Annotated in this window: 22 protein-coding genes; 12 read left to right on the top strand and 10 right to left on the bottom strand. The window is 62.3% G+C overall.

What is annotated here, in order from left to right; all coding sequences use genetic code 11:
* Positions 1 to 3: 3 nt before the first annotated feature.
* From KIT02_RS08855 to KIT02_RS08835, 5 genes are read right to left on the bottom strand one after another with little or no spacing between them, the layout of a single operon-like run.
* The gene (locus tag KIT02_RS08855; protein WP_297577003.1) at positions 4 to 909 is read right to left on the bottom strand and encodes a nucleoside hydrolase; all 906 of its coding nucleotides are present in this window, start codon (positions 907 to 909) and stop codon (positions 4 to 6) included.
* A complete protein-coding gene (locus tag KIT02_RS08850; protein WP_297577002.1) occupies positions 906 to 1898 on the bottom strand; it encodes a TIM barrel protein in 993 nt (330 codons plus the stop codon). Before KIT02_RS08850 ends, KIT02_RS08855 begins: the two co-directional genes overlap by 4 nt.
* Complete coding sequence (locus KIT02_RS08845) at positions 1895 to 3388, bottom strand: FGGY family carbohydrate kinase (RefSeq protein WP_297577000.1); 1494 nt, start codon at positions 3386 to 3388, stop codon at positions 1895 to 1897. Before KIT02_RS08845 ends, KIT02_RS08850 begins: the two co-directional genes overlap by 4 nt.
* A complete protein-coding gene (locus tag KIT02_RS08840) occupies positions 3385 to 4347 on the bottom strand; it encodes a transketolase C-terminal domain-containing protein (RefSeq protein WP_297576997.1) in 963 nt (320 codons plus the stop codon). The genes KIT02_RS08845 and KIT02_RS08840 overlap by 4 nt, the downstream gene beginning before the upstream one ends.
* Positions 4347 to 5099: a transketolase gene (locus tag KIT02_RS08835; protein WP_297585179.1), complete on the bottom strand. Its 753-nt coding sequence runs from the start codon at positions 5097 to 5099 to the stop codon at positions 4347 to 4349. The genes KIT02_RS08840 and KIT02_RS08835 overlap by 1 nt, the downstream gene beginning before the upstream one ends.
* Positions 5100 to 5483: 384 nt before the next feature.
* Between KIT02_RS08835 and KIT02_RS08830 the strand changes: the two genes are divergently transcribed.
* The 8 genes from KIT02_RS08830 to KIT02_RS08795 all read left to right on the top strand — a co-directional run bounded on the left by KIT02_RS08830 (position 5484) and on the right by KIT02_RS08795 (position 15466).
* A complete protein-coding gene (locus KIT02_RS08830) occupies positions 5484 to 6305 on the top strand; it encodes a DeoR/GlpR family DNA-binding transcription regulator (RefSeq protein ID WP_297576995.1) in 822 nt (273 codons plus the stop codon).
* A 281-nt stretch (positions 6306 to 6586) separates the two neighbouring features.
* Positions 6587 to 8491 carry an ABC transporter substrate-binding protein gene (locus tag KIT02_RS08825; RefSeq protein ID WP_297576993.1) on the top strand — a complete coding sequence of 635 codons (1905 nt, stop codon included), beginning with the start codon at positions 6587 to 6589 and terminating at the stop codon, positions 8489 to 8491.
* Between the two features lie 168 nt (positions 8492 to 8659).
* Complete coding sequence (locus tag KIT02_RS08820) at positions 8660 to 9661, top strand: ABC transporter permease (RefSeq protein WP_297576991.1); 1002 nt, start codon at positions 8660 to 8662, stop codon at positions 9659 to 9661.
* The gene (locus KIT02_RS08815) at positions 9658 to 10572 is read left to right on the top strand and encodes an ABC transporter permease (RefSeq protein ID WP_297576988.1); all 915 of its coding nucleotides are present in this window, start codon (positions 9658 to 9660) and stop codon (positions 10570 to 10572) included. The genes KIT02_RS08820 and KIT02_RS08815 overlap by 4 nt, the downstream gene beginning before the upstream one ends.
* Complete coding sequence (locus KIT02_RS08810) at positions 10569 to 11483, top strand: ABC transporter ATP-binding protein (RefSeq protein ID WP_297576986.1); 915 nt, start codon at positions 10569 to 10571, stop codon at positions 11481 to 11483. Before KIT02_RS08815 ends, KIT02_RS08810 begins: the two co-directional genes overlap by 4 nt.
* A complete protein-coding gene (locus KIT02_RS08805; RefSeq protein ID WP_297576984.1) occupies positions 11480 to 12310 on the top strand; it encodes an ABC transporter ATP-binding protein in 831 nt (276 codons plus the stop codon). Before KIT02_RS08810 ends, KIT02_RS08805 begins: the two co-directional genes overlap by 4 nt.
* Before the next feature lie 49 nt (positions 12311 to 12359).
* Positions 12360 to 13958 (top strand): DUF5060 domain-containing protein, encoded by a 1599-nt coding sequence (locus KIT02_RS08800; protein WP_297576982.1) that lies wholly within the window; start codon positions 12360 to 12362, stop codon positions 13956 to 13958.
* The gene (locus KIT02_RS08795; protein ID WP_297576980.1) at positions 13955 to 15466 is read left to right on the top strand and encodes a DUF5060 domain-containing protein; all 1512 of its coding nucleotides are present in this window, start codon (positions 13955 to 13957) and stop codon (positions 15464 to 15466) included. Before KIT02_RS08800 ends, KIT02_RS08795 begins: the two co-directional genes overlap by 4 nt.
* Before the next feature lie 46 nt (positions 15467 to 15512).
* On the opposite strand, the gene KIT02_RS08790 is transcribed toward KIT02_RS08795, so the two are convergent.
* The 4 genes from KIT02_RS08790 to KIT02_RS08775 are packed head-to-tail and all read right to left on the bottom strand — an operon-like array spanning position 15513 to position 20471.
* Positions 15513 to 16196: a hypothetical protein gene (locus tag KIT02_RS08790; RefSeq protein WP_297576978.1), complete on the bottom strand. Its 684-nt coding sequence runs from the start codon at positions 16194 to 16196 to the stop codon at positions 15513 to 15515.
* 3 nt (positions 16197 to 16199) lie between these two features.
* The gene (locus KIT02_RS08785) at positions 16200 to 18848 is read right to left on the bottom strand and encodes an alpha-L-rhamnosidase (RefSeq protein ID WP_297576976.1); all 2649 of its coding nucleotides are present in this window, start codon (positions 18846 to 18848) and stop codon (positions 16200 to 16202) included.
* Positions 18849 to 18858: 10 nt separating this feature from the next.
* Complete coding sequence (locus tag KIT02_RS08780; protein ID WP_297576974.1) at positions 18859 to 19542, bottom strand: GntR family transcriptional regulator; 684 nt, start codon at positions 19540 to 19542, stop codon at positions 18859 to 18861.
* 29 nt (positions 19543 to 19571) lie between these two features.
* Positions 19572 to 20471 carry a dihydrodipicolinate synthase family protein gene (locus KIT02_RS08775; RefSeq protein ID WP_297576971.1) on the bottom strand — a complete coding sequence of 300 codons (900 nt, stop codon included), beginning with the start codon at positions 20469 to 20471 and terminating at the stop codon, positions 19572 to 19574.
* 161 nt (positions 20472 to 20632) lie between these two features.
* On the opposite strand from KIT02_RS08775, the gene KIT02_RS08770 reads away from it, so the two are divergent.
* From KIT02_RS08770 to KIT02_RS08760, 3 genes are read left to right on the top strand one after another with little or no spacing between them, the layout of a single operon-like run.
* A complete protein-coding gene (locus KIT02_RS08770; protein WP_297576969.1) occupies positions 20633 to 21625 on the top strand; it encodes a sialic acid TRAP transporter substrate-binding protein SiaP in 993 nt (330 codons plus the stop codon).
* Positions 21626 to 21628: 3 nt separating this feature from the next.
* Entirely contained in the window at positions 21629 to 22138 is a 510-nt protein-coding gene (locus KIT02_RS08765) for a TRAP transporter small permease (RefSeq protein WP_297576967.1), read from the top strand.
* Between the two features lie 13 nt (positions 22139 to 22151).
* Entirely contained in the window at positions 22152 to 23453 is a 1302-nt protein-coding gene (locus tag KIT02_RS08760; protein ID WP_297576965.1) for a TRAP transporter large permease, read from the top strand.
* 15 nt (positions 23454 to 23468) lie between these two features.
* On the opposite strand, the gene KIT02_RS08755 is transcribed toward KIT02_RS08760, so the two are convergent.
* On the bottom strand, positions 23469 to 24482 hold the full coding sequence (locus KIT02_RS08755) for a LacI family DNA-binding transcriptional regulator (protein ID WP_297576963.1): 1014 nt from the start codon (positions 24480 to 24482) through the stop codon (positions 23469 to 23471).
* A 184-nt stretch (positions 24483 to 24666) separates the two neighbouring features.
* Here KIT02_RS08755 and KIT02_RS08750 point away from each other — a divergent pair, with 184 nt between their 5' ends.
* Positions 24667 to 26976 carry an alpha-L-rhamnosidase gene (locus KIT02_RS08750; protein ID WP_297585177.1) on the top strand — a complete coding sequence of 770 codons (2310 nt, stop codon included), beginning with the start codon at positions 24667 to 24669 and terminating at the stop codon, positions 26974 to 26976.
* The last annotated feature ends 18 nt before the right edge of the window (positions 26977 to 26994 follow it).

Below are 26994 nucleotides of genomic sequence, written 5' to 3'. Positions count from 1 at the left end.
GCTCTAGCCGAAGTTTGCCACGTCCTGGACCCCGCGATGAAAGCGGGCGAGCTTGGCGTAGAAATCTTCCAAGATGTAGCGCACGTCGATCGTGTCATAGACCCTGATCGGCCGGTTCTGTCCGGTGTGCACATAGTGCATCTGCGGCGAGAATTCAGGGGCGGGGCGCCAGTCGGACACACCGCCCATTGGGTTGAGGATCACCGAAAGGGCCGGCGTGTCGCCGAGAGAACGGTGTTCGATCGGGCCCTGATGGACGCGCAGGTTCCAGTCGATCAACTGGTCGACGAGATACTTTCCGATCGGGCCCTTGTCTTCGCAGCGCTCCTGCAGCTCGGCATAGCTCACGGCCATCATGCGATAGACAGTGGATGGAATCTGCCAGACCTGGATTTTCGAGCGCATGACCACATTGGCCGCGGCAATGTCGTTCATGAGGTTGAATTCGCGACCGCCCGAGGGCCAGACGCCGCCGCCGATCCACACGCAGATCACATTGCGCTCATTGAGGCGCGGCTCCATGAGCAGCGCTGAAGCCATGTCGGTCAGTGGGCCGAGAAAGGCGACGTAAAGCGGGCGGTCATCATCGCTCATGGCCTGGTCGATGATGAGTTGGGCGCCGGGGGAGGGGACTGGCGTCTTTTCATCCGGCAGGGCGGTGGCGGCGCCATTGGCGACGGGAATGCGCCCTTCCAGATCCATCAACTTGAGCAGATGATCGATCTCGACCCGGCTGTCTTCCATCGACGTCTTCGAGCGGTGAGCGCCGAAATGGGCTGCAATGATGCCGTGGAAGTCAAAGGTTGGGGTCAGCAGGGCGTGAACGATGGTGAACTGGTCATCGGCCTCGTTCTTGGCGTCCGTATTGAGGATGAGACGGGCACGCTTTTCGCGGGGCAGATTGGTCACTTGTCGTCTCCCATGGCGCCAAACAGGGCCTTTTGAGCGATTTTCAGGGCGCCGATGGCGTCATGGCGGCTCTGGGCCTCCTGAAGCGCATCGACATCGAGGCGGTCGAGACCCCTGGCCGCGGCCTTGAGGAAGTCGATGGCGTGCGTCGCCGTGGCAACGGAGTCTTCGCGGAACGGGAACTGGTCGAGCTGCCAGACGCCTTCCCATTTGTTTTTCTTGAGCACGTAGAAGAACTCGAAAAGCTCGATCGGATGCAGGCTGCCGGCGACGAGGTCATCGTCCCAGGAGCGGTAATTGTCATTCACGTCCATGCCGAAGAGCCGCCCGTGATCGATGGCGAGTTGGGCCGAGTCAGCGGCCGACTCGCCGCCCATGATGGCGTGGCCGAAATCGAGCAGGATACCGACATTGGGTAGGCCGATCTTTTCGATACCCAGAATAGTCCGGGCCACCGAGCCAAAGCTCATGCGTACGCGCGGTTCGCGCGGCTTGTACTCGATGACGAATTTGAGATCGGGATTTTCCGATGCCAGTTGCCCGACCCCATCCAGCGAGCGCTGCCACTGGGTCGAATAATCGACCTGGAAGGGATAATCCCAGCCGTCCTGGCCGGGCCACAGTTTGACATAGTCGGCCTTGTGGAAGCGGACCACGTCGCAGGCAGCGGTGATCAGTTCATGGGCCTTGCGGCGGATACCGGCGTCGGGATTGGTGAAGGCGCCTTTGACGAAATCGCGGGTGTAGATTTCCGGCGTGATGCCGATGACGCTGAGCTTGTTGCGCTCAAGCGCCGTTTTGATCTGCGCGTCGGAGAACTCACCACCGAAATAGGGCCAATTGAGATCGACGACCGAGAGATCCTTGACCTGGCCGGCAAGGTCGATGGCTTCAATGATGTTGCGTGGAATCCCGTATCCGTCGGTCGCGTAGCGATCGAGATAGGTGGCAAAGTGCCAGATGCCGGCGCCAAATCGCGGGGTGGTCATTGGTTTCCTCCACTTGTGTGTCTGTCTTGTGTTGCCAGGGTCTGGGTCACGGCGGACTGCCAACGCTGGCGGTGTTCATTTGCGGCGCCTGAGTTCATGCCGGGCGCGAACTGGCGGGCCGCCGCTACGCCCGGCATGGAAATGCCTAGGGCCGAAAAGGCCAGTGCGGCCGCGCCGAGCGCACTGACCTCGGGGGCGGCGGCAACGGCAACGGGGCGATCGAGAATATCGGCCTCGAACTGCATCAGCATGGCATTGCGGGACGCGCCGCCATCGGCACGCAATTCGCCGAGCGCCGCGCCCATGTCGGCTTCCATCGCCGAATAGACATCCGCCACCTGAAAGGCGATGGCCTCTAGGGCCGCGCGGGCAAGGTGCGCCGGCTTGGTGCCCAGCGACAGTCCTGTGATGGTGCCGCGCGCATCGGCACGCCAATAGGGTGCGCCAAGGCCGACGAGCGCCGGTACAAAGGCGACGCCATTGCTGTCGGCAACGGTTTCGGCAAGGGCGGACAAGGCTGCGGCGTCTGCCAGCCCAAGAAGTTCTGCGGCAAAGGCGGCGGTCTGGCCGGAAACGGAAATATTGCCTTCGAGGGCGTGCTGGACACTGCCGTTCAGGCTCCAGGCAATGGTGCTCGATATGCCATGGGTCGAGCGCACGCGGCCGGGCGTGAGGGCCATCAAAGATGTGCCGGTGCCATAGGTGGCTTTCACTGTGCCCGGTACGCGCACCCCATGGCCGAACAGGGCCGCGTGGGAGTCGCCGATCATAGCCAGGATCGGTGTGCCTGCGGGGAGAGCAGTCGCGCCCTGGGCGGTCAGCCCAAAGCGGCTATCGGACGACCTGACCTCTGCCAATAGGCTTTGGGGCACGTCGAACAGGGCACAGAGCTCGGCGTCCCAGGTCAGTGTCTCGGTGTTGAAGAGCTGGGTCCGCGAAGCGTTGGAATGGTCGGTCGCGTGGACAGCGCCGCCCGTCAGCGTCCAGAGGAGCCAGGTGTCGACAGTTCCCGCGCGCAGGCGGCCGTTCTTGGCGCGATCGCGGGCACCGGGTATGTAGTCGAGGAGCCAGGCGATCTTGGCGGCGGGGAAAAGGGGATCAAGTGCGAGGCCGGTACGGGCCTCGATGACCTCAGCGTGACCGGAAGCGCGCAAGGCATCACATCTGGGGGCGGAGCGGCGGCACTGCCAGATGACCACCGGTCCGATCGGCTCACCGCTATCCGCGTCCCAGACGAGAATGGATTCGCGCTGATTGGAAATGCCGATGCCGGAAATCGGGCGGTCACCCGCCTGTGCCACGACGTCGGCGATGACCTGCCGGACGCCGTCGACCAGCGCGGTTGCCGATTGCTCGGCCCAGCCCGGCCGGGGATAGGTGACGACATTGGGCACCGAAGCCTGGTGCAACACGCGACCGGCCTGGTCCACCAGCAACGCCTTGGTGTTGGTGGTGCCCTGGTCGATGGCGAGGATCAGCTCGCTGGTCATCGTTTCTTGCGGGCGATGGTCTGGCGCACGGCGTCGGCGATGCCAGTCTCAGTCAGTCCGAAATGGTCAAACAACCACTCAGCCGAACCGGTCGGGACGAAGCCGGGGAAACCCAGAATACGCATCGGCACCGGGTTGGTGGTGGCGACCACCTCTGCTATGGCGCCACCCAGGCCACCCCTTACGGAATGCTCCTCCACCGTGACGATGGCCCCGGTTTCAGCGGCCGCCGCGATGGCGGTTTCGTCCAGCGGATTGACCGTCGCCATGTTGACGACGCGGACGGCAACACCTTCTGCCGCAAGCGTGCGCGCGGCTGCGACCGCACGATGCACCATGGTGCCATTGGCAATGATCGTAGCGTCTGCGCCATCAACGAGCGTTTCGGCCTGGCCGATGGAAAAAGTCGGATTGACGCCCCGCTCCAGCGCCGGCACGGCCATGCGGCTGACACGCACGAAGACCGGACCATCATGGGCCGCTGCCGCCTTGATGGCTTCAACGGTCTGCCAGGGATCGGCCGGCACGATCAGCTTCATATTGTTGAAGAGACGCAGCCAGGCGAGGTCTTCGATCGAATGGTGGGTGGGGCCCAACTCGCCGTAAGCGACGCCGCTCGATTGGCCAATCAGCTTCACATTGACATTGGAATAGGCAATGTCGGCTTTGACCTGTTCCATGGCGCGGCCGGTGATGAAGCAGGAGGCGGCAGACACGAAGGGGACCTTGCCGCCATTGGCAAGACCGGCGCCGACGGCAACAAGGGTCTGTTCGGCGATGCCGACATTGACCATCCGGTCGGGAAACTTCTTGCGGAAACCGGCAAGTTTGGACGAGCCGACGCTGTCGCTGACGACGGTGACGATCCGGGAATCGGCTGCGGCAAGCGCTTCAATGGTCGCAGCGAAACTGTCGCGGCAGTCAAAAAGGCCATCCTGTTTGGGGGCAGCAGCGCTCATCAGACCAGCTCCCGCATGGCTTGTTCGAATTGTTCCTTGTTGGGGACGCCGTGGTGCCAGGAGACGTTGTCATGCATGAAACTGACACCCTTGCCCTTGACCGTGTTGGCGATGACGCAGAGCGGCTTGCCGCGTCCCTTGGGTGAAGCCGACAGCACATCCAGCAACTGCGTGTGGTCGTGGCCATCGACCATTTCCACATGCCAGCCAAAGGCACGCCACTTATCGTCCAGCGGGTCGAGCGAGGCGGTTTCCTCGGTGCCGGCGCCCTGCTGCAAGCGGTTGCGATCGACGATGAGGGTCAGGTTTTCCAGCTTTCGATGTGCCGCCGTAAGCGCACATTCCCAGTTGCTGCCTTCTTGGAGCTCGCCATCGCCGGTCAGCACGAAAGTGCGGAAATCGGCCCCGTCGATCTGGCCGGCAATGGCAATGCCGGTCGCGACCGGGAGGCCGTGGCCAAGCGGGCCGGTATTGGTTTCAACGCCTGGAAGATAGTTGCGATTGGGGTGCCCGTTGAGCCGGGACATGGGCTGCATATAGGTCTTGAGGTCGTCCTCCGGATAGTAGCCGGCCGCCGCGAGAACTGCATAAAAGGCGCCGGTGCAGTGCCCCTTGCTCATGATGAAGCGATCGCGGAGGGGATCGGCAGGCCGGGCGGGATCATAGCGCATGACGCCGAAATAGAGCGTGGCCAGAATGTCGGCGGCGCTGAAATCGCCACCAGGATGGCCCAGCTGCGCCTCATAGACCATTTGAAAGCTGCGGCGGCGTATCCAAAGCGCACGGTCGCGGAGCTCGGCCGCGAGATCGTTCGGCAGTCGGGATGCGGGCGAAGACAATCTGACCTCCCAGGCAAATTTCGTGGCAAGTGTGAAGAACGATGGCAATCAGGGCGCCACGAAGGACAGCGCAGGGATGCCGCACGATCAGCTTGCTCGTTTGGTAAAGTGCTACCGCGTGCTCCGGTTTCGCGCAATAAGGAAAATTTGTGATTTCTGCGTTTTTGTGCGTCATATCGTGAAAATCGAAATTTTCTTTATGTCGTTTTTCCGTGCGAAACCGAAGCGAGCCATGGGCAAATAGGCAAGCAATTCCGTAGTGTTGCGCGTAACCAAGTGCAGGAGCCGAGAGCGAACATGACAAAAGCGCCGCAGCGTCGCCGCACGATCAGCCGGGACAATGGGCAGCCACAATTGCTGGCCGAACCCCGCCGTATGCGTATCCTGGAATGGCTGCAGGAAGAGGGCAGCGCCCGGGTCCGGGACCTGTCATCGGCCTTCGGCGTATCGGAAGCGACGATCCGCCAGGATCTCGAGCGACTAGACGCCGATGGCTACATTTCGCGCGAGCACGGAGGGGCGTATCTGCGGTCCATACCGCAGCAGGTGCAGTCCATGTCGCTGCAGCACGTGCAGAATATGGACAAGAAGCGAGCCATCGGCGAGGCGGCGGCCGCGCTTGTGTCCGACCACGATACGCTGATAATCGATTCCGGCACCACGACGACCCAGTTTGCCGAAAATCTTAAGTCTCGACAAGAGCTTAACATCATCACCAATGCGCTGAACATCGCGCTGATCCTGGGTGCGATTCCGACAAATACAGTGCATATGCCGGCCGGCCAGTTCAAAGCGCCGACCCTGAGCCTGAGCGGCGAGAAGTCCGTCGAGTTCTTCGTTGGCATTTACGCGCAGAAGCTGTTTCTGGCGACGGCAGGTGTGTCCTTCGATGTCGGGCTCACCTATCCGGCAATTGGCGATATCTATGTGAAGCGAGCCATGATCAAGGCGGCCTCGCAGGTGTATCTGCTTGCTGACTCAACCAAGATCGGCCGGGTCTCCTTCTCCGCCCTGGGGGGTGTGGAGATGGTTCACACTCTGATCACCGATGATGGGATTTCCGATGCAGACCGCGCAGAATTCGAGCGGCGCGGCGTCGAGGTCATCATCGCGCGCTGACCTTTCGATTGCTCCGGGTGCACTTGGCATTGCTTGCGATAGGGCATTGACAAGCTCCTAATGCGAACATAATCGTTAGTAATCGCAAGAACTCGAAAAAACAACAAATGAGCTTGCGGCCGCTGCGGGAGCGCGCGGAGGAGTTCGAAGTTTTTTTGGTGCGCCTAGATCGTGCCGGCACAGATGCCGGCCGACACTGAAAACACGTCCCTCTTCTTCACCAACGCCTCGCGTTTCGTGGGTCGGCCGGCAGCAACCGGCGACCGGCAAAGGAGGAGAATATGGTTCGGCTTGGCCGTACTCTGGCGGCGTCCGTTCTGGGCGCCCTGATGTCGACTACCGCATTCGCGCAGACGATGACCGATGTGGGCACACCCCGCAGCGAGACGCTGATCGTGCAGACCTTCGATGGTCGCGCAGCAAACCCCTCGGCGCAGAATCCGATGAATTCCTACGCGATCTGGCGCGGTTTCCGCGAGCTGGGTTGGAGCTGGCTCTGGGAAATGGATACGGCCACCGGCCAATCCTATCCGGAATTGGCGGCCGGTCCGGTGGAAGTGCTCAACGACGAGCAAACCAAGTTCCGGGTGACGCTGCGCGAGGGTGTGTACTGGAGCGACGGCGTCGAATTCACGGCAGATGACGTGATCTACTCGCTCGAAACCTATCTCAAGTACCGCAGCCAGCTCGGTCGCGTGGCCGTGGTCGCCAATTTCGTCAAGAGCTGGACCAAGGTCGACGACTACACCTTCGAAGTCGAGACCAACCGCCCGTCCTATGACTTCCAGACCGTGATGGGCGTCTATACCTGGGGCAGCCAGTTCGTGATCGTGCCCAAGCATATCTTCGAGCCGCTGGGCGACGAAGTTGTGACCTTCCAGAACACCAATGCGGTGACGCTTGGGCCCTACAAGATCAAGGAATTCGATCCCAACGGTTCCTGGCAGCTGTGGGAGCTTCGCGAGGACTGGGAGCGCTCCGGCTGGGGCAATCTGGGCGAGCCCAAGCCCAAATTCGTTCTCTACAAGGATTTCGGTGCGGAAGAGACCCGGGCCCTGGCTTTCGTGCAGAACCAGTATGACGTCGATACGTTCATGAGCCCGGACTCCATCGACGCGGCCAAGGCGCGCAATCCCAATGTGGAGAGCTTTTCGCCGACCTTCCCCTATCACGACATGAACGACGCCTGTTCCTATGGTGTCTATATCAATCTGCAGCGCGAGCCATACGACAAGCCTGAGGTTCGCTGGGCCCTGGCCCTCGCCCTCAACATGCAGCAGGTCGGCATTTCCTCGATGAGCGGCCAGTTCAAGGCAGGTGCCCTGCCGCTGGCAGACACGCCGATCACCAATCCGCTCTACTATGCGCCGCTTCAGTCGTGGCTCGAAGAATTGACGCTGGAAGACGGCTACAAGCCCTACAACACCAACTTTGCGACCGAGCTGAACGATGCCCTGGCATCGCAGGGCGTGGACGCAACGCAGTTGCCGACCGGCGACGCGATCGAGCAGGGTTTTGGCATGGGTTGGTGGAAACACGACCCGGCTCAGGCGGCAAAGCTGCTCGAATCCGTGGGCATGACCAAGGGCGCAGATGGGTTCTTCACCCGTGAAGACGGCTCGCCCTGGGTTATCGAATTCGTGATCCCCGGTGACTGGAACAAGGTTATCCAGCGCATTGGCTTCTCGATTGCCGATAGCTGGCGGCAGGCGGGCTTCAACATCAATACCCGTCAGGTGGACAATGGCGAATGGACGACTGTCCAGAACACCAATTCCCGCAACGAGTTGATGATCAACTGGGCCCAGTCCTGCACCTATAACTCCAACTGGCAGAATTCCTGGCGCCAGTTCGCCGAGTCCTACGTGCTGCCCCCTGACTCGACCGACGCCCTTGTTGGCAACTTCATGCGCGTCACCGACCAGAGGATTTTCGACATCGTGACCGACAGCGCCCAGCTGCCGACCGACGATCCGCAATTCCTCGAAAATGGCCGGAGCATCGCCAAGTATCTCGTGGAAGACATGCAGATGATCAATCTGATGAACATCCCGACGACGATCCCGACCAACAAGACCTATTGGACCAACTTCCCCAAGCAGGACAACTTCTACGCTGCCCCCTACACCTGGTGGAGTTCGTTCAAGCAGACGGTGGTCAATATCGAGCCCACCGGCCAGCAATAGGTCCATGCGATCTGCGGGGTGGCCAATGTCCTCCAGGCCACCTCGCCCCCGTGGCGTGTCAGCGCCGGCCTCGATCCCACCGGCCCCATTCTCGAGCTCCCTCGGGACCGGGCGGGTGGGTGACGGTCCCAGGACGCGGCGCGACATCACTTACGCAAGGATTGACCAATGGGTGTCTTCGCCTATGTCGCCAAGCGGTTCGGCCTTTACCTCGCCGTCCTGTTCATTGGCCTGACGATCACTTTCCTGCTGCCGCGCTTCCTGCCGATCAATCCGGTGGATGGCTATATCGGGCAGATCCAGAGCCGCGCCAACGGCACGCTTACGCCTGAGGCCATTGCAGAAATGCGGGTCAATCTCGAGCAGCTTTACGGCCTTGAGGGCGACATCTTCACCCAGTACCTGGCCTATCTGAAGCGAGTGGTGATCGACTTCGATTTTGGCCCGTCCTTTACCTACTATCCCGCAGAAGTCTCGACCATGATCACCACGGCCCTTCCGTGGACGCTGGGGCTGTTGCTGACGGCGACGATCATCGCCTGGTTGCTCGGCAATATGGTGGGGCTGGTGGCTGGCTACTTCCACAAGAAGCGGGCGGCCTCGATCCTGGAATTCGTCGGCATTCTCCTCTACCCGATCCCCTATTACATCCTGGCCGTGTCTGTGCTGCTGCTGCTGGCCTATATCTTTCCGATCTTTCCGCTGTCACCGACCTTTCCTGTTGGCGAGATGACCTGGCCCAAGGTCGGCATGATCATCTACAATTCCCTTTTGCCGGCGATTACGCTGGTACTGGCCGGGTTCGGCTGGAACATCCTGTCGATGAAGGCTTTGGCGGTGGCGACCACCGAAGAGCCCTATGTGACCTATGCCCGGCTCAAGGGCACCTCCAACTGGACGCGGATGACACGCTATGTGTTCCGCAATGCGCTGCTGCCGCAGGTTACGGCCCTGGCCCTGTCGCTGGGCATGATCTTCAACGGCGCCCTGCTGACCGAGATCATTTTCTCCTATCCGGGCATCGGCCTCATCATGCGCACGGCCGCCACGGGCGGTGACTACAACGTGCTCTACGGCGCCATCACGCTCTCGATCCTGGCCGTCGCCACCGCAGGACTGGTCATCGACCTCATCTATCCTCTCCTTGATCCGCGGATTCGCCACAAATGAGCATCGACACCAAAGACGCTTCGCTCGCGGATGCTGCCCCGGCATCGGGAGCCGGTTCCCGCCCGGGATTTGCAGCTGGCCTGCTCTGGCTGCTCAATCCGCGCCTTGCCATCGGGTTGATCATCCTGACGATCATGGGGGTGGGGAGCTTCGTGCTGCCTATTTTCGCCCCTGCCGATCCGTCGATCCAGGCCACCTATATGCGCAACCTGCCGGTGTCCGGCGCGCATTGGCTGGGCACCAATTCACTGGGCCAGGACATTTTCTGGTTCCTGGTGCTTTCCGTGCGCAACTCGCTGATGCTCGGGATCATGGTGGCCATCGGCGTGACCATCGTGGCCACCATTGTCGGCCTCAGCGCGGGCTATATCGGTGGGCGCTTCGAGCGCGCGGTCATGCTGATCGTCGACACCTTCATCACCATTCCGCTGCTGCCCATTCTGATCATTCTCGGGGCCCTGATCCGCGGAAATACCTCATTCTTCACGGTGGGCCTCATCATCATCATCTTCGGCTGGGCCTGGGATGCGCGTACGGTCCGCTCCATGGCCCTGTCTCTGCGCGAGCGGGAGTTCATCAATATGGCGCGCTTTTCCGGCGCCAACACAGTGGATGTGCTGGTCCGCGAAATTCTGCCCTATGTCTCGGCCTATATCCTGGTCGGGTTCATCAACACGGTGCTGTTCGCCATCAATACCGAAGCGACCCTGGCGGTGATCGGCCTGTCCAAGGTGGAGGTTCCGACGCTTGGCTCCATCATCTTCTGGGCTCTGAGCTACAATGCGCTGTTTACCGGACAATATACCTGGATCGTGGCCCCGATCGTCGCGACCGTGACCCTGTTCCTCGGGTTGTTCCTCACCTCGACAGGCTTCAACCAGGCCTTTGCCAGCAAGCGGGGTGTCTCATGATCCGCCTCAACGACCTCAAGATCAGCTATCGGATCGGTACGCGAACCATCGATGCGGTGGATGGTGTCACCCTGACCATTCCCGACAATTGCGTCGTCGGCATTGCCGGCGAGTCCGGCTCGGGCAAATCGACGCTGATGAAAGCCATCTATGGCGATATCCAGTCGCCGATGTCCCTGTCCCGGGGGTCCATCGAATACGGCCTGACCGGCGGCGATGGAAAGCCGGTGACCTCGGAGAATGTTCGCAAGGAGTGGTTCAAGTCCATCTCCTACATCCCGCAAAGCTCGATGAACTCGCTCAATCCGGTGATCCGTATTCGCGAGCAGTTCGTCGACTTTCCTGGGACGGACAGCAACAAGAAGCGGGTTCTTGAAAAGGCGCGCGCCTATATCGGCAAGCTCGGCCTGCCCCAGGAAGCCATGGATTCTTATCCTCACCAGCTCTCGGGCGGGATGCGGCAGCGCATGATGATTGCGCTCGCGACCTTCTTTCAGCCTGAGCTGATTATTGCGGACGAGCCGACAACAGCGCTGGACGTGGTGGTTCAGAAGGACATCCTGATGCTGCTGATGGAACTGCAGGAGGAGATGGGCAACACCATCCTCGTGGTCTCGCATGACATGGGCGTGCACTACCAGGTCACCCACAAGATGCTGATCATGTATGCCGGCCGCGTGGTCGAATATGGCGACACGGACAGCGTTTTTGCCGATCCGCAGCACCCCTATACCAAGATGCTGATCGACTCGCTTCCCACGATCGGCGACGACAGCATGCGCGGCGTTCTGGCGAGCCAGGCTGGTGCAGGCGGTGACCGGGCCTATCGGGTCGAGCCCAATCTGGTGGAAGTCAAGCCGGGCCATTTCGTCGCCCAGCCTGCCCGCCAGCTGGAGGAGGCTTCGGCATGACCTTCATCCTCAAGACCGAAGGCCTCAACAAGACCTACCGCCTGGGCGGATTTGTCCGCAACCGCCAGATCCAGGCGCTCAACGATGTCAACATCACCGTGGAGAGCGACAAGCCGGTGGTCATTGCCATTGTCGGAGAATCCGGTTCGGGCAAGACGACACTGGCCAAGACGCTGCTGCGGCTCGAAACGCCGACGTCCGGCCGCGCCATTGTCTATGATCAGGTGGTGGCCGGGCAGGGTGCCACAGGCTCGAAAAAGGACTTTCTGGGGGTGGTGCAACCCATATTCCAGAACCCGTTCGAGGCCTTCAGCCGCTACCGTCCGGTGGATGCCTATCTGCACGAAACGGCCCGGCGGGTGGCCGGCATGGACGGGCAGGCGGCCGAAGCCGCCGTCGCCGATGCGCTCAGCAGCGTCGGGCTCAATTATCGCGAAGTCAGCGGCAAATATACCGCGCAGTTCTCGGGCGGCGAATTGCAGCGCATTTCGGTGGCCAGGGCGCTCATTCCGCAACCCAAGCTGATCGTTGCCGACGAGCCGGTGAGCATGATCGATGCGTCCCGCCGCATGATCATCATCAATCTGTTCAAGCGTCTCCGCGACGAGCAGGGGCGGAGCTTTGTCTATATTACCCATGATCTGGCAACGGCCTATTACATCTCCGACTACATTGCGGTGATGAACAAGGGGCGCGTAGTCGAGTTCGGGCCCGCCCGGCAGGTGATGTCGCAGCCCCAGCACGACTATACGCGATTGCTCCTCAGTTCCATTCCCACGACGACCAGCCGATGGCGCGAGCGGCCCCGCCTGGTCGCGTCCCGATAATTCTTCCATCCGGCGCAGGCGCCGCTGATTTCGACGACAGGATAGTGCAATGACCAATCAGGCCCAGGCCAATGGCGATGCATCGCTATGGGCGACATATGAACTTGCTCTTGAAGGACCGAGTTCTGGCAATCCTTTCGAGGATGTCTCGTTGCAGGCCACGTTCCGGCAGAAAGATCGGGTGGTTCGTGTTTCCGGCTTCTACGACGGGCAGGGGAAATACAAGGTGCGTTTCCTGCCCCACGTGACCGGTACATGGACTTACGAAACCAGGAGCAATGTTCCGGCACTTGATGGGGTGAGCGGCAGCTTTGCGGTGGGTGCAGCAAAGCCCGGTCACCACGGGCCGGTGCGCGTCTCCAATCGGCACCACTTCCGCCATGCCGACGGCACCCGCTACATCAATATCGGCACCACGGCCTATGTGTGGAACCTGCAGGGCGACGCCATGGAGGAGGAGACGCTCAGGACCCTCAAGGACGCGCCCTTCACCAAGATCCGCATGTGCGTCTTCCCCAAGCACTATCGGTACAACCAGAACGAGCCGGACCGTTATCCCTTCCCGGTGATCAAGACCGGATCAAGCGAATGGACCGGCAGTTTCCGCGGTGAGTTCGGCTGGGAGTTCGACTTTTCGCGTTTCGAACCCGACTATTTCCAGCACCTAGAAAAGCGCATCAACCAGCTGGCGGAAATCGGCGTCGAGGCCGACCTGATCATCTTCCACCCCTATGATCGCTGGGGCTTTTCGAGGATGACGGCGGAGCAGGACGACCGGTATCTCAAATATCTGGTCGCGCGGCTGGCGGCGTTTCCCAATGTCTGGTGGTCGATGGCCAATGAATATGACCTCATGCCGTCCAAGACCATGGCGGATTGGGATCGGTTCATTCACGTGGTTTCGGACAACGATCCCTATGGGCACCTGCTGGGTGTCCACAATTGCTTTGCCTTTTATGACCACAACCATCCCCGCATCACCCATGCGAGCATCCAGCGGTCCGGTGCCAACCAATCTGCGCTGTGGCGGGAGAAATACGGCAAGCCGGTTTCCATCGACGAGTGCTGCTACGAGGGCGACATTGCCGAGCTGTGGGGGAATATTTCAGGCCAGAAGATGGTCAGGCGCTTCTGGGACGGAACCGTCAATGGCGGCTATGTCACCCATGGCGAGACCTACTACAATGACGAGGAAAACCTGTGGTGGGCCAAGGGCGGCACCCTGACCGGCGAGAGCGTGGCCCGCATTGCCTTCCTGCGCAGGATCCTGGAGGAAGGCCCGGACGAGGGGCTCGATCCCGTCAAGTCGACCGGCGCCTACCGCACCACGGTCGCCGGCGGGCTCGACAATGTCGTTCTTGCGCAACTGTTTCAGCCGACGCCGGGCGAAGAGGATTGGCCCCGGGTGCAGGCCTGGTTTGCCACCGCCGGCCAGCCGCATCGCTACTATCTTTCCTATCTCGGCGAGAACCAGCCCAGTGAATTTGCCGTGGCAACGCCGCCGGGCGAAAAATACTCGGCGACCCTGATCGACACCTGGGAAATGACCGAAAAGACCCTTTCGGACTGCGTCGAGCGTGGTGACGTGCTGCACTTCTCGCCAAAGCCCTATCAGGCCCTGCTGTTCAGGCGGGTGGACGGAGAGTGACGATGACGACAGTGGCGCAATGGGATGTGTTCGAGGCCAGTTTTCCTGGGCCATCCGCCGGAAATCCGTTCCTCGATGTTACGCTGGAAGCTTCTTTCCAGCAGAAGAGCCGCATTGTGCGCGTGCCGGGATTCTATGACGGCGACGGCATTTTCCGGGTGCGATTCATGCCCGATACCGAGGGTGAGTGGACGTTTTCGACCAGGTCCAATGTCGGCGAACTGGATGGCAAGGGCGGAAAATTCACCGCGGCCGCGCCCCAGGAGGGCGTGCACGGGCCGGTGCGGGTCGCCAACAAGTTCCACTTCGCCTATGCCGATGGCACGCCCTTCCTGTCCTTTGGCACCACCTGCTATGCCTGGACGCATCAGCCGTTGAGCGAGCAGGCCAAGACACTCGAAACGCTCAGGAAAACACGCTTCAACAAATTGCGCATGGGCGTCTTCCCCAAGGACTATCCCTACAATGTCAACGCGGCATTGCACGACGTCTATCAGAAGGGCGCCGACGGCAGTTACGACTTCGACCGGCCCAATCCCGAGAGTTTCCGGCATTTCGAGAACCAAGTGAAGGCGCTGGGAGAGATGGGTATCGAAGCCGATATCATCATCTTCCATCCCTATGATCGCTGGGGCTATTGCGACATGAGCGAGGCCCAGGACTACGCCTATGTGCAATACCTCGCCGCGCGTCTTGCCGCCTATCGCAATGTCTGGTGGTCGCTGGCCAACGAGTATGATTTCCTGCTCAATACCAAGCCGATGCACCAGTGGGAGCGCTATTTCCATATCCTGGAAGAGAACGATCCCTATGGGCATTTGCGCTCGATTCACAATGGCGATCCGGAAGCCAACTACGATCACCGCAAGCCTTGGGTGACCCATGTCTGCATCCAGAACTGGGACGTGAAACGCACCGGGGACTGGCGGCTGGCCTATGGCAAGCCGGTGGTTAATGACGAGCCTGAATATGAAGGCGACATCATCCAGGTCTGGGGCAATATTTCCGCGCAGGAACTGGTGCACCGCTTCTGGGTGACGGCGATGCGCGGCGGGTATGCAGGCCATGGCGAGACCTTTTCAAACCCGGATGACCTGATCTGGTGGGCCAAAGGCGGCGCGTTGCACGGACAGGCCTGGACGCGGATCGGTTTCCTGCGCGATCTCATGGAAACCGATATAAAACAAGGGTTTGAGCCGATCGATCCGCAAACGCGCTATCCCTGGAACCGGGTGTCGGGCGCGCGGGACGGGGACACAACCATCATCTATCTGGGTGAGCATCAGCCGGTGATCTGGGCCGCCGGACTGCCGCAGGATGAGGGGGATTATGAGGTCGATCTCATCGATACCTGGGCCATGACGGTGGAGCCTGCCAAACTGGTTCCGGCGCCGCAGAACCACCCGACCCGGCATGGTGCGGTGGTCATGCAGCGCAAGCCGGATGCCGCTTTCGCGGTGGAACTGCCGGGCCGGCCATACCTCGCCATCCGCGTTCGGAAGCGGTGACACATGGGGCGTTAGTGCTAGCGCATTGCTAGCCTTTCGCCGACACTCACGCTGTTTGAAATTCGACCGTGCCCAGGTCCGCCATATCGACACTGGTCCGGCCGGACAGTACGGGAATCGGGCCGATGCGGGCGCCGGTGGTGACCACGGTGCCGGCCTGCAACGGGTGGCCGAGCTGGGTAGCATAATCGGTGACGAATTCAGCAGCCTTGAGCAAAGCAGTGCGGTCGAGCGGCGTATTGATCCGGACCTGGCTGCCATCGCCCTGGGTGAGGACGATCGGAAGTTCTGCAATGTCGGCGGATGGCATTGGCCGCGGTGTGCCCAGGACCATGCCATCGGTGGACATGAGGCCGGCCTGCTTGGCCAGTTCTGGCCAGTCGGATTTCGGGTCGAGGCGCCGCAGCACCAGCTCGAATACGGGCAGGAGCAGGTAGTTGCCGTCGGCGGTTCGCGATAGCGCCAGTTCGACCTCGAGGAGTAGGCCCTCGACCATGGGAATGGTGGCGCCGGAGGGTCTGATCCATCGTGCCGGGATCGGGGCGGTGGACATGGGTACGCCTTCGATCCACGGCGTCACCTTCCAGCCGCCGGGGCCGCCGAGGGCATCGATGTTCTGGCGCTGAATGGCCATCACTTCCGCCGCGTCGGCCGGCAGTTGGGCCATTGCCCGATCGACCACCGTGGACTTGTCGACAGCCGCCAGGAATTGTTCGGAAAAGGCGTGCATGGGTCAGATCCTTTCGAGGTCGTAGCTCTGCTCGCCGGAACCGAGCGTCCATCCGTCCGCATGGTCATGGCGCCGGCGCCAGCCGGCGGGCAGGGCGACATGGGCGATACAATTGGCCGGAACGTCAATGGTCCAGTGCACGGTGCCCTCTATGAACTGCCAGTGACTGGCGACGGAGCCGCGGTGTGACTGATAGCGAGCGCGAACCATGCCGATCCGTTCATCAAACAGGGGCGCAAGGCGGATGGCTTCATAGCCGGGCGCGGTGCTCGTCGTGTCAATTCCGGCCAGACGCGACCAGATCCATTCGCCCACCGAGCCATAGGCGTAGTGGTTGAAGGAGTTCATATTGGTGCTCTGGAAGCCGTTATCAGGTGTCCAGCCATCCCAGCGCTCCCAGATGGTGGTCGCGCCATGGCGGATGGAAAAGCCCCAGCTCGGATAGGTGTCCTTGAGCAGCATGGCGACCGCAAGATCGTCGCGCCCTATGGTGGTCAGCACCGGCAACAGGTGGCGGACGCCGAGAAAGCCGGTCTGCAGATGTCCGCCGGCAGCCTCGATGAGTTCAACGAGGCGGGTGGCGGCGCGGGCCGAGGCGGGGGCGTCGAGAATGTCGAAATCGAGCGCCAGAAGATAGGCGGTCTGGGTATCGCCGCTCAGATGTCCATCGGCATCGAGGAAAGCCTTGGCAAAGGCCTGGCGCACTGTCTGACCAAGCGCTGTGTAGTGCGCGGCGCGACCGGCGTGGCCGAGCACTCCGGCGATATTGACCATGAGATCGGCGACGCGGACCCAATAGGCGGTGGCGACCAGGGTGCGGTCCGAAGCCGGGCCGACGCTCAGCCAGTCGCCATAATTGTTGTAAACGGCCTGGCGCCTTAGGCGATCAGGATTGGCGCGCTCGATGTGCGCGGCCCAAGCCTCGAGGGCCGGCCAATAGCGCTCCAGGAGGCCCTTGTCGGCGTAGCGCAGCCAGTGTTCCCAGGCCATGATGACCGGCGCATCGCCCCAACCCGGTGCGCCCGGCTGTGGGGTGAGGCGATAGGGATTGAGCGGCTTGGTCGGCGCCACATCGGGAAAGGCGCCGTCGGGGGACTGGCCATCTTCGATGTCGAGCATCCATTTGGAGAGGAAGGCCGAAACATCCATGGTGTAGCCGGCGGTCTTCCAGAACACCTGGGCATCGGCGGTCCAGCCATAGCGCTCGTCGCGCTGCGGGCAATCGGTGGGCACGGACAGGAAATTGTCGCGCTGGCTCCAGAAGATATTGGAGAGCAGCTGGTTGGTCTGTGCATGGCCGGTCTCGATCTCCCCGCATAGCGGCGTGTCGGACTGGATGGCTATCCCGACAAGGCCGATGTCGTCCGGCGACATGGCTTCGGGCAGGGTGACTTCGACGAAGCGGAAACCATGAAAGGTGAAGCGGGGCTTGAAGGTTTCACGCCCGCCGCCGCGCGTCACGAAAATGTCGGTGGCGACGGCATGGCGCAGATTGGCGGTATAGGCCTCGCCCGCGGCATCGAGCATTTCGGCATGGCGGAGGGTAAAGCGGTCGCCGGCCTTGGCAGACACGCTGAGTTCGACATAGCCGGCAATGTTCTGGCCGAGGTCGAAAATGGCGGCGCCATTCGCCGTGCGATGCGAAAAGGTCGCCGGCAGCCGGGCGACTTCCCGCGCCGGTTGCATACGGGCCGCGTCGAGTTGCGGCGCGGCCGGATCGGGCACGAAGACCTCGACGGGCTGCCAGCCGGGCAGGGGGCCGGGCGCCGTGTCCCAGCCGGTGATGTCGAGCCGGGCATCGACCATCTCGCCCATGAGGAAATCGGAATAGCAGATCGGGCCCTGCCGGGTCTGCCAATGCTCATCGGTGGTGATGATCTCGAGGGAGCCATCGGCATGGGTCAGATGCAATTGGCAAAGAAAGGCCGGACGACCGCCATAGTGATTGCCGGCGCGCCGCTGATTGTGGCCAACGCGGCCGCAATACCAGCCCTCCCCGATGATGGCGCCGAGCACGTTGCCGCCCGAGCGGACCAGATCGGTCACCTCGTGCACCTGGTAATCGACGCGGCGGTGATAGTCGGTCCAGCCCGGGGCCATGACGTCCTGCCCGATCCGCTGGCCATTGAGATAGGCTTCGTAGAGGCCAAGCGCGGTGACATAGAGCAGGGCGCGCACCGGCTCGGCGCGGGCAGAAAAATCGCGGCGCAGATAGTCGGCCGGCCGGGCCTGCCAGCGATTGTCGTAGGGATTGTCGGCGGGCACTTCGCGGCCGGCGGGCAGCACGAAGTAGCGCGCAATCCATTGGGCCTGCCAGTCTCCGGCGGCGAGACCGGTAAAAATGGTGGCCGGTTCGGCGGCGGCCGAGACGGTGTCGTTCTCGTCCCAGACGGTTACTGTCCAGCTCAGGATGGCATCCTTTGGCAGGACCGGGCCGGCATAGTCGATCATCTGGGTGCGCGGCGAGGTCACCTTGCCGCTGTCCCAGAGCGGCGCGCCGGAACTTTGGGTGACACAAAGACGATAGGCGGTCTGGCGCCGCTCGACGCCGGTGCCGCGCAACGCCCAGGAGAATCGTGGCGCGGACGTATTGAGGCCGCGCGGCGTGGCCAGGTGTTCGCAGCGCAGGTCGTAGGGAACAAGTGGAGACAAGGGGGCCCTGCTAGAGTTCGAGGGCCCGCTCGCGCGCATTCATCATGTGCCGGTCCATGGCATCCATGGCGGCATGGGCGTCGCGGGCGCGAATGGCGGCGATGATGGCGAGATGATCGCCGAATGCCGAGGGCAGGACGCTGGCCGAGAGAGTAATGCGGTCGAGCTTGATCAGCCGGATGCGAATGGCGTTGACGGCATAGGCCTGGATGAGCAGGTCGTTCTGGGTGGCGGCCACCAGCAGGTTGTGGAAGCCGTCATCCACCTGCTGGGCATGTTCGAACAGGGCCGGTGACGGATCGGTCCGCACCTGGTCGAGAACGGTGCGATGCAGGCTTTCCTGCTGATCGAGCACGCTGTCGTCCAAACGCCGCACGGCGGTGACGACGGCTTCGCGCTCGAAGGCCATGCGCATCTGGAACGCCTGCCGGATCATGGGCAGATCGATCTGGGTGATCTGTATGCCGCGCTGCGGCATGACGTTGAGCAGCCCTTCGAACTGCAGGCGTGGCAGCAGTTCGCGCAGGGCGCCGATCGACAGGCCGAGCATGGCTACCAGTTCGCGCTGGGACACGAATTGTCCGGGGCGCAGGCGCCCGTCGAACAGCGCCTGGCGAAACCGCTCATAGGCCGCCTGCTTCACAGAACGCAGTTCTGGTTCGCTGGCGGGCGGGGCGGCTTCGGCGGATCGCATGGTGATTCTCCCTCGTGGCCGATTTTGGCTCACGCGGCCGCATCAAATCCGGTTTGGGCAAAAGATGCCAGCAGCTTGGCGCGTCCATCCCCATCCAGTGCCTTGAGCGGGGGCAGGACGCGGGCGAAATCCTCGTCATCGAGATAGGCAGCCAGGGCGGCCTTGAGGGCAATCAGGGAGCCGTATTTGTCCACCGCCAGGATGCGCTGGGTCTGCTTGTCGAGAATGGCCGCATTGGTGCGGTCGTCATAAAGGCTGCGCAGATCGCGCGCGAAGACATTGGGCATGCCGCCGATCATGCCGGCACCGCCATTGGCCAGCAGCGTCGGCAGAACGCGGTCATCGCCGGTAAAGACGGCCAGGTTCGGAAAGCTGCGCGCCAGCATGACGCCATTGTCGACGTCGCCGGTGGAATCCTTGATCCCGGCAATGCGGCTGCCGTGGCGGGAAATAATGGTTTCGACCAGTTCGCGCGTGAAGCGGATGCGGCTGAGCTGGGGGATATTGTAGAGCAGCAGGTCGATATCGGTGGCAGAGCGGGTGCGTTCGACCAGCGCGTCGAACCAGTCAGCAATGCCGGCCTCGCTGGTGCCATAGTAGAAGGGCGGCAGCACGAGAGCCGCCCGGCAGCCGAGCGCGGCGATGCCGGTGACCATGGCGGCAGCGTCGTCGAGCGTCGGGGTCATGACGCCCGGGACCTGTCGCGACATGTCGGCGCCGGCATCGCGCAGGGCGCCAAGGGCCTTGAGTTTTTCGGCGGTGGAGAAGGATGCGCCCTCTCCGGTGGTGCCGAAGGTCGAGACATAGGCGCAGCCATTGTCGATCAGGCGATGCGTGTGCGCGGCGAGCCGGCCGATGTCCACGGACAGGTCGGCGGCGATCGGGGTGATCGATGCGGCGATGACGCCTTTGAGAGGGGCTGCGGACACGAGAGGCTCCTTGGGTGGCAACTGATACAATCAGTGCAACAATCAATCTTCAAATCACTGTTTACATGAGCTGCAACTTATTGCAAGTTGCCGCCATCGCGCTGGTGATCGCCTGGGGAGGCTCCATTGCGCTTGCACTCGCCCTTGGAGGAGGGAAAGACATGACCATGAAGACTTTTGCCATTGCCGCCGTTTCCACCCTGGCTCTCACCGTCGCCGCCGGCGCACAGGACAAGCTGGAGATCAAGTACACGGTTCCGAGCGTGCCGACCGACCTGCATACGCAGGCCATGAAGGTTTTTGCCGACAAGCTTGAAGAACTGGTCCCCGGCCGCTTCGACATCCAGCTCTATGATTCGGGCTCGCTGTTTGCCCAGGGCGCCGACCTCGACGCGCTGCAGCGCGGCAATGCCGAAATGACCTATGTGTCCTATCAGCTGATCGCCGACGCCATTCCCGAATACGGCCTGCTTACCGCCGGCTACCTGTTCCAGAACCCGCAGCACTACCGCGCCTTCCTCGGCAGCGATATCGGCGCCGAGTTCAAGCAGCGCGTGTCCGACGACATGGGCATCCAGCTGCTCGATGCCTGCTATCTGGGTACGCGGCAGGTGAACCTGCGCACCGCCCGCGACGTGCAGACCCCGGATGACCTGGCCGGCGTCAAGCTGCGCATGCCTTCGTCCGACGCCTGGCTGTTCCTTGGCCAGGCCCTGGGCGCCAATCCGACCCCGCTGCCGTTCGGTGAAGTCTATCTCGGCCTGCAGTCCGGCACGATCGACGGCCAGGACAACCCGCTGCCATCGGTGGAAGCGGCCAAGTTCTACGAAGTGACCGAGCAGATCGTGCTGACCAGCCACCTGGTCGACGCCATCAACGTGGCCGTCAACAACCAGACCTGGGAACAACTGACCGACGACGAGAAGGCAGCAATGACCGAGGCGGCCATTGCCTCCTGCGACTGGAACAATGAAAAGCGCGTGGCCGACGAAGAGCGCCTCGTGAGCTTCTTCGAGGAACAGGGCCTGACGGTCACTACCCCGGATGTGGATGCCTTCCGCAGCCACGTGCAGGACTTCTACCTCAATTCCGATCGCGCCGCGGCATGGCCGGAAGGCTGGATCGAGCAGATCAACGCCCTGGCTGCCGAGTAAGCCATGGACGAGACCACCCCATCCGCCAGCCGGATGCCCGGCTGGCTGCGGGTTCTCAAGGAGGGCGCCGACCTGGTCGGCGTCCTGCTGTTTACGGCCGCTTTCCTGGGCTTCATCGTCCAGATCTTCTTCCGCTACGTGATGAACAGCCCGATCCTGTGGACCGAAGAGGTCACCATGATCGCGTTCGTCTGGACGGTGTTCTGGGCCGCGGCCTTCATCGTCAACATCCGCGACCACGTGACCTTCGATGTCGTCTATGAGGTCATGTCACCACAGGTGAAGCGGATGATGGCGATTTTCTCCATGGTCATGCTGATCATCGCCTTCGTGCTGCTGATCCCGGCGACCTGGGACTATCTCGAATTCCTCATGCGCAAGAAAAGCCCGGTGCTGCGCCTGCCCATGACCTGGATCTACGGCTGCTACCTGCTGTTCGTGGTCAATTTCACCATCCAGGCCGCGCTGCGGCTCTGGCGTCTGTTCACGCCCGAATGGGGCAAGCAGATATAGAGCCGAGGACCTCATGCTGGCTGAGTACGCCCTTCCCCTCATGCTCGTCATTCTGATCGCGACCACGGTCGCGGGGCTGCCCATGGGCATAGCCATGATCGTTTCGAGCGTGTTCTACCTGTTCATTTCGGGCCGTGACGTTGGTCTTGGCGCCGAAATGGTGCTGAACGGCATATTCGGGAATTTTGCCGCCGTAGCGGTGCCGCTGTTCATCTTCGCGGCCAATATCATGGATGCGGGCAAGATTTCCGACAAGCTGCTCAACTTCTGCCTGGCGCTGGTCGGCCGGTTGCCGGGCGGCATGGCGCAGGTCAATATCATGACGAGCCTGGTCTTTTCGGGGATGAGCGGCAGCGCCATTTCCGATGCCGCGGGCGTTGGCAAGGTGGTCAACGACATGATGACCCGCGAGGGCCGCTATCCGCCCGGCTATGCCGGGGCGCTGACGGCCGCCACCGCCGTGGTGGGCCCGATCTTCCCGCCATCCATTCCCATGGTCTATTATGCGCTGGTGTCTTCAGCCTCGATCGGGGCGCTGTTCCTGGGCGGGGTGGTGCCGGCGCTGATCCTGGTCGGCTTCCAGATGGTCGCCGCCTTCATCACCGCCAAGCGGCGCGGCTTTCCGGTCGAACAGGCCATTCCCTGGCGGCTGTTTCCGCTGATCTTCCTCAAGGCGCTGCCGGCGCTGCTGATGCCGGTCATCCTCTTGGGCGGCATCTATTCGGGCGTGTTCACGCCCACCGAGGCCGCTGCGGTTTCGGCATTCTATGCCCTGCTGCTGGCCCTGTTCGCCTATCGGACGCTCGACTTCAAGGCCTTCAAGGCGGTCGTCTATTCGACGGTCAAGACGACGGCCGTTGTCAGCATCGTGCTCTGCGGCGCCTTCGTCTTCAACTATGTCATTGCCGTCGAGCGCATCCCGCAGATGGTCTATGAGTTCTTCGCCTATTACCAGATGGAAGCCTGGCTGTTCCTGCTCCTGCTGAACATCCTCTTCCTGTTGCTCGGCTGCGTGCTCGACGTCTCGACCATCCAACTGGTGATCGTGCCGCTGTTCATCCCGACGGCGCTGGCCCTGGGGATCGACCTCGTGCATCTGGGCGTGGTGCTGGTGCTCAACATGATGATCGGCCTGATCACCCCGCCAATGGGCATGTTGCTCTTCGTCATCAAGGCGGTGAATGGCATTCCGATCAGCGCCATGATCAAGGAATTGTGGCCGCATCTGCTGCTGCTGGTGACCGTACTGCTGCTGATCACCTATGTGCCTGACCTGGTGCTGTGGCTGCCGCGGCAAGCCGGCGCCATGCAATAGGGCCGACCGGTCCGATCAGCCGCGTCGGCGGGAGCTGGCGCGGGCGACGATGCGGGGGGTGACGACGAAGTGTTCGGCTTCGGTGCGGCCCTCGATGCGCTCGATCAGCAGCCGCGCCGCCTGCAGGCCGAGGGTTTCCCCGGACTGGTCGACACTGGTCAGCCGGTGCTGGGCAAAATCGCAATACATGGTGTTGTCATAGCCGACGATGGCAATGTCGTCGGGAATGGACAGGCCCAATTCCGTCGCCACGCTGATCGCCTCGATGGCAATGAGGTCTGTCCAGCAGAACAGGGCGTCGGGGCGATCGGGCGATTCCAGCAGCTTGCGCACGGTGATCTGCACGTCGCGGAGAACCTGCGAGGACCGGGTAATCTGAATGGCGGTACCCATGCCCTGGTCCAGCATTTCGAGCCGGTAGCCCAGTTCACGTTCGCTGATGATGGAGGCGGCCTGCATGAGGCTGAGCATGGCAATCCGACGGTAGCCATTGGCATGGAGGTGCCTGACGACCAGCCGGGCGCCAAGCTGGTCGTCGTTATTGACCGTGTCGAAGCTGGTGCTGGCCCGATCGTGATGGCCGATCAGCACGGTCGGAATGCGCTGGCTGATATCAACCAGACGTTCTGCGACAGCATTGGGGCCAATAAGAATGAGCCCGTCCATCTGCCGATTGATCATGGCCTCGACCACCTCGTTGGCCGCGACGGAGATGCCTTGCATGGCCTGATACTGCGTGCGCGAGAGCGCCGAGTTCACGCCGTCGAAGATGTCGGCGAAGAATGGATTGCGCAGATCGGGGAGCAGCAGGCCCAGGGCATAGGTGCGGCCGCGCAGGCCGCGCGCCGAGGCCAATGGCCGGTAATTGAGCTTTTCCATGGAGTTGCGCACCTTGGCGCGCAATGTGTCGCTGACGCCATAGGCATCGCGCAGCACCTTGGACACCGCCGCAACGGAGACCCCGGCATCTTCGGCGACTTCGCGGATCGTGACGCGACCCTGCCGCTTTGTCGTCTTCGGTTCGGCCATAGCCCCAACTCCCCCGCCTCCGCATAACGCACAAAAACGCTATTGCAAATTGGATCAGTTTGTAGAACGATACACGTAGAACAGTTTACGACCGCGTCAAGCGGCATATATCGGGAGAGGTCGCGTGTACGACGCAGCACTTGCACATGGTTCGTCGCTGGGTGAAGCCGGCTGGGTCGCCCAGATGGTGCGCCCGCTGGCCGACAAGGGTGTCGGTACGCCGGGCAGCTTCCTGCGCAAGAGTTTTGACCTCAAGACGGTATCCGGCGGGGAAACGCTGCGGATCAGCGCGCTCGGGCTCTATGTCTGCTTCATCAACGGCCAGCGTGTTGGCCAGGACGTGCTGACGCCCGGATGGACGGCCTATGACAAGCGGCTCAGCTTTCAGGCCTATGATGTGTCGGGCCTGCTGCGGGCGGGTGAGAATGCCATCGACATCTGGCTGGGCGACGGCTGGTACCGGTCCAAGCTGATGTGGGGCAAGCATCCCATCACCAATACCTGGGGCGACCAGATCGCCGCCATCGCCGAACTGCGCGACGGCGCTGGCGCGCTGCTTGTGGGTACCGATGACAGCTGGACGAGCGGCGATATTCCCGTGCGCGAGAACGGCATCTATTTCGGCGAACATTTCGACGCCCGGATTGTCCCCAAGGTCACGACCGGCAGCGCTGCCATTGCCTTCGACACGGCCCGGCTGATCGCCCATGAAACCACGCCGGTGCGCGAGATGGCGGCGCTCCCGGCGGTCAAGAGCTGGGCCGATGCCGAAGGGCGCATGGTGCATGATTTCGGCCAGAACGCGGGTGGCTATGTACGGTTTTCGGTGCGCGGGGCGGCAGGCGCCACGGTGCGCGTGGAACATGCCGAAATCCTCGACAAGGACGGCGTCTTCTACAATGGCAACCTGCGGACGGCCGAGTGTGAGCTGGTCTATACGCTGAGCGGGGACGGGGTCGAGACCTACCAGCCCCACTTCACCTTCCAGGGTTTCCGATACGCGCGGGTGACCCTGTCGGGCGCGGTGGACATGCTGGCCATCGAGGCGGTGCCGATCAGCTCTGTCACCGAGGCGACGGCCAGTTTTTCCTCGGGCAATCCTCTGGTGGACCGGCTGTTTCTCAACACGCTCTGGTCGCAGCGCTCCAACTTCATCGATGTGCCGACCGACTGCCCGCAGCGCGACGAACGCCTGGGCTGGACCGGTGACGCGCAGGTCTTTGCCGGCACGGCGGCCTATCTCGGGGATGTGCAGGGATTTTTCCGCAAATGGGTGCGCGACCTCATGGTCGACCAGCGTGCCGATGGGGCCATTCCCCATGTCTGCCCGGACCCGACGCGGATGCAGCCCGAGCACTATCCGGGGTTTTTCGGCTCCACCGGTTGGGGCGACGCCATCTATCAGGTGCCCTGGCAGGTTTACCTGCATTATGGCGACACGGCGCTGCTCGAAGAAGCGCTGCCGGCCATGATCCGCTGGGTCGATTTCGTCTGGTCGATCAGCGACGGGCCGGTGGTTTCGCCGCCGCGCGAATGGGGCGGGCGCGGTTTCTCCTTCGGCGACTGGCTGCAGCCCAAGGGGCCGAGCGCCAAGCCGCTGCCGACCATCGGGGATGACGCGGCCGCCACGATCTACCTGTACATCGCCGCAAAGCAGGTGGCCGAGATTGCCGGACTTGTCGGCGACGAGGCGAGCCAGGACCGGCTGAGCCGCATGGCCGACGCGGTCAAGGCTGCCTTTGCCAGCGAGTTCATCACCGCATCCGGGCGCCTCGCCTATGACGACCAGACGTCCTATGCGCTGGCGATCCTGCACGACCTCATTCCGGCCGAAAAGCTGGACGCGGCCAAGGGCTATTTCCGCAATACGATCGACCGCGCCGACCGGCGCATCGGCACCGGCTTCATCGGCACGCCGGCGCTGTTGCCGGCGCTGATCAAGGTGGGCGAATGGGACCTGGCCGCAGAAGTCTTCCTGCAGGAGGGCGTGCCGGGCTGGCTCTACCAGGTCAAGATGGGGGCGACCACGATCTGGGAACGCTGGGACGCGATCCAGGAGGATGGGTCGATCTACAATCCGCAGATGAACTCTTACAATCACTATGCCTATGGCGCGGTGTGCCAGTGGCTGCTGGAGGGCGTTGCCGGGTTCCGGCCCGATGCCGCCGATCCGGGCTTCAAGACCGTGGTCTTCGAGCCGCTGATCCTGCCCGAGCTGTCGCCGGTCAAGGCGCATCACGATAGCCCCGCCGGGACCATAAGGGCCGCATGGACGATCGAGGGCGAGGCCATACGCTACGAAATCGCGGTGCCTGAGGGGAGCCGCGGCGTGCTGCGCCTGGCCGAGGCCTATCGGGACGCACGGCTCGACGGGGTGCCGCTGAGCGGCCGGGAGGCGGAACTGGCGCCGGGGCCGCATGTCATCACGTTCAGCTACACCGCACCACAACGCCGGGAACGGCGGAGCTCGCTGGTGAACGCCAATACGCCCTAGAGGCAGAATTCAGAAAAT

Source organism: Devosia sp. (genome assembly GCF_025809055.1).
Lineage (GTDB): Bacteria > Pseudomonadota > Alphaproteobacteria > Rhizobiales > Devosiaceae > Devosia.
Note: the sequence above shows the minus strand (reverse complement) of the source record. Positions and strands in the feature narration are given on the sequence as shown.

Bases quoted from the DNA above. Each gene is read 5' to 3' on its own strand.
- KIT02_RS08850 (WP_297577002.1), bottom strand. From the start codon at position 1,898: ATGACCACCCCGCGATTTGGCGCCGGCATCTGGCACTTTGCCACCTAT.
- KIT02_RS08845 (WP_297577000.1), bottom strand. From the start codon at position 3,388: ATGACCAGCGAGCTGATCCTCGCCATCGACCAGGGCACCACCAACACC.
- KIT02_RS08840 (WP_297576997.1), bottom strand. From the start codon at position 4,347: ATGAGCGCTGCTGCCCCCAAACAGGATGGCCTTTTTGACTGCCGCGAC.
- KIT02_RS08835 (WP_297585179.1), bottom strand. From the start codon at position 5,099: ATGGTCTATGAGGCGCAGCTGGGCCATCCTGGTGGCGATTTCAGCGCC.
- KIT02_RS08830 (WP_297576995.1), top strand. From the start codon at position 5,484: ATGACAAAAGCGCCGCAGCGTCGCCGCACGATCAGCCGGGACAATGGG.
- KIT02_RS08825 (WP_297576993.1), top strand. From the start codon at position 6,587: ATGGTTCGGCTTGGCCGTACTCTGGCGGCGTCCGTTCTGGGCGCCCTG.
- KIT02_RS08820 (WP_297576991.1), top strand. From the start codon at position 8,660: ATGGGTGTCTTCGCCTATGTCGCCAAGCGGTTCGGCCTTTACCTCGCC.
- KIT02_RS08815 (WP_297576988.1), top strand. From the start codon at position 9,658: ATGAGCATCGACACCAAAGACGCTTCGCTCGCGGATGCTGCCCCGGCA.
- KIT02_RS08810 (WP_297576986.1), top strand. From the start codon at position 10,569: ATGATCCGCCTCAACGACCTCAAGATCAGCTATCGGATCGGTACGCGA.
- KIT02_RS08805 (WP_297576984.1), top strand. From the start codon at position 11,480: ATGACCTTCATCCTCAAGACCGAAGGCCTCAACAAGACCTACCGCCTG.
- KIT02_RS08800 (WP_297576982.1), top strand. From the start codon at position 12,360: ATGACCAATCAGGCCCAGGCCAATGGCGATGCATCGCTATGGGCGACA.
- KIT02_RS08790 (WP_297576978.1), bottom strand. From the start codon at position 16,196: ATGCACGCCTTTTCCGAACAATTCCTGGCGGCTGTCGACAAGTCCACG.
- KIT02_RS08780 (WP_297576974.1), bottom strand. From the start codon at position 19,542: ATGCGATCCGCCGAAGCCGCCCCGCCCGCCAGCGAACCAGAACTGCGT.
- KIT02_RS08770 (WP_297576969.1), top strand. From the start codon at position 20,633: ATGACCATGAAGACTTTTGCCATTGCCGCCGTTTCCACCCTGGCTCTC.
- KIT02_RS08765 (WP_297576967.1), top strand. From the start codon at position 21,629: ATGGACGAGACCACCCCATCCGCCAGCCGGATGCCCGGCTGGCTGCGG.
- KIT02_RS08760 (WP_297576965.1), top strand. From the start codon at position 22,152: ATGCTGGCTGAGTACGCCCTTCCCCTCATGCTCGTCATTCTGATCGCG.
- KIT02_RS08755 (WP_297576963.1), bottom strand. From the start codon at position 24,482: ATGGCCGAACCGAAGACGACAAAGCGGCAGGGTCGCGTCACGATCCGC.
- KIT02_RS08750 (WP_297585177.1), top strand. From the start codon at position 24,667: ATGGTGCGCCCGCTGGCCGACAAGGGTGTCGGTACGCCGGGCAGCTTC.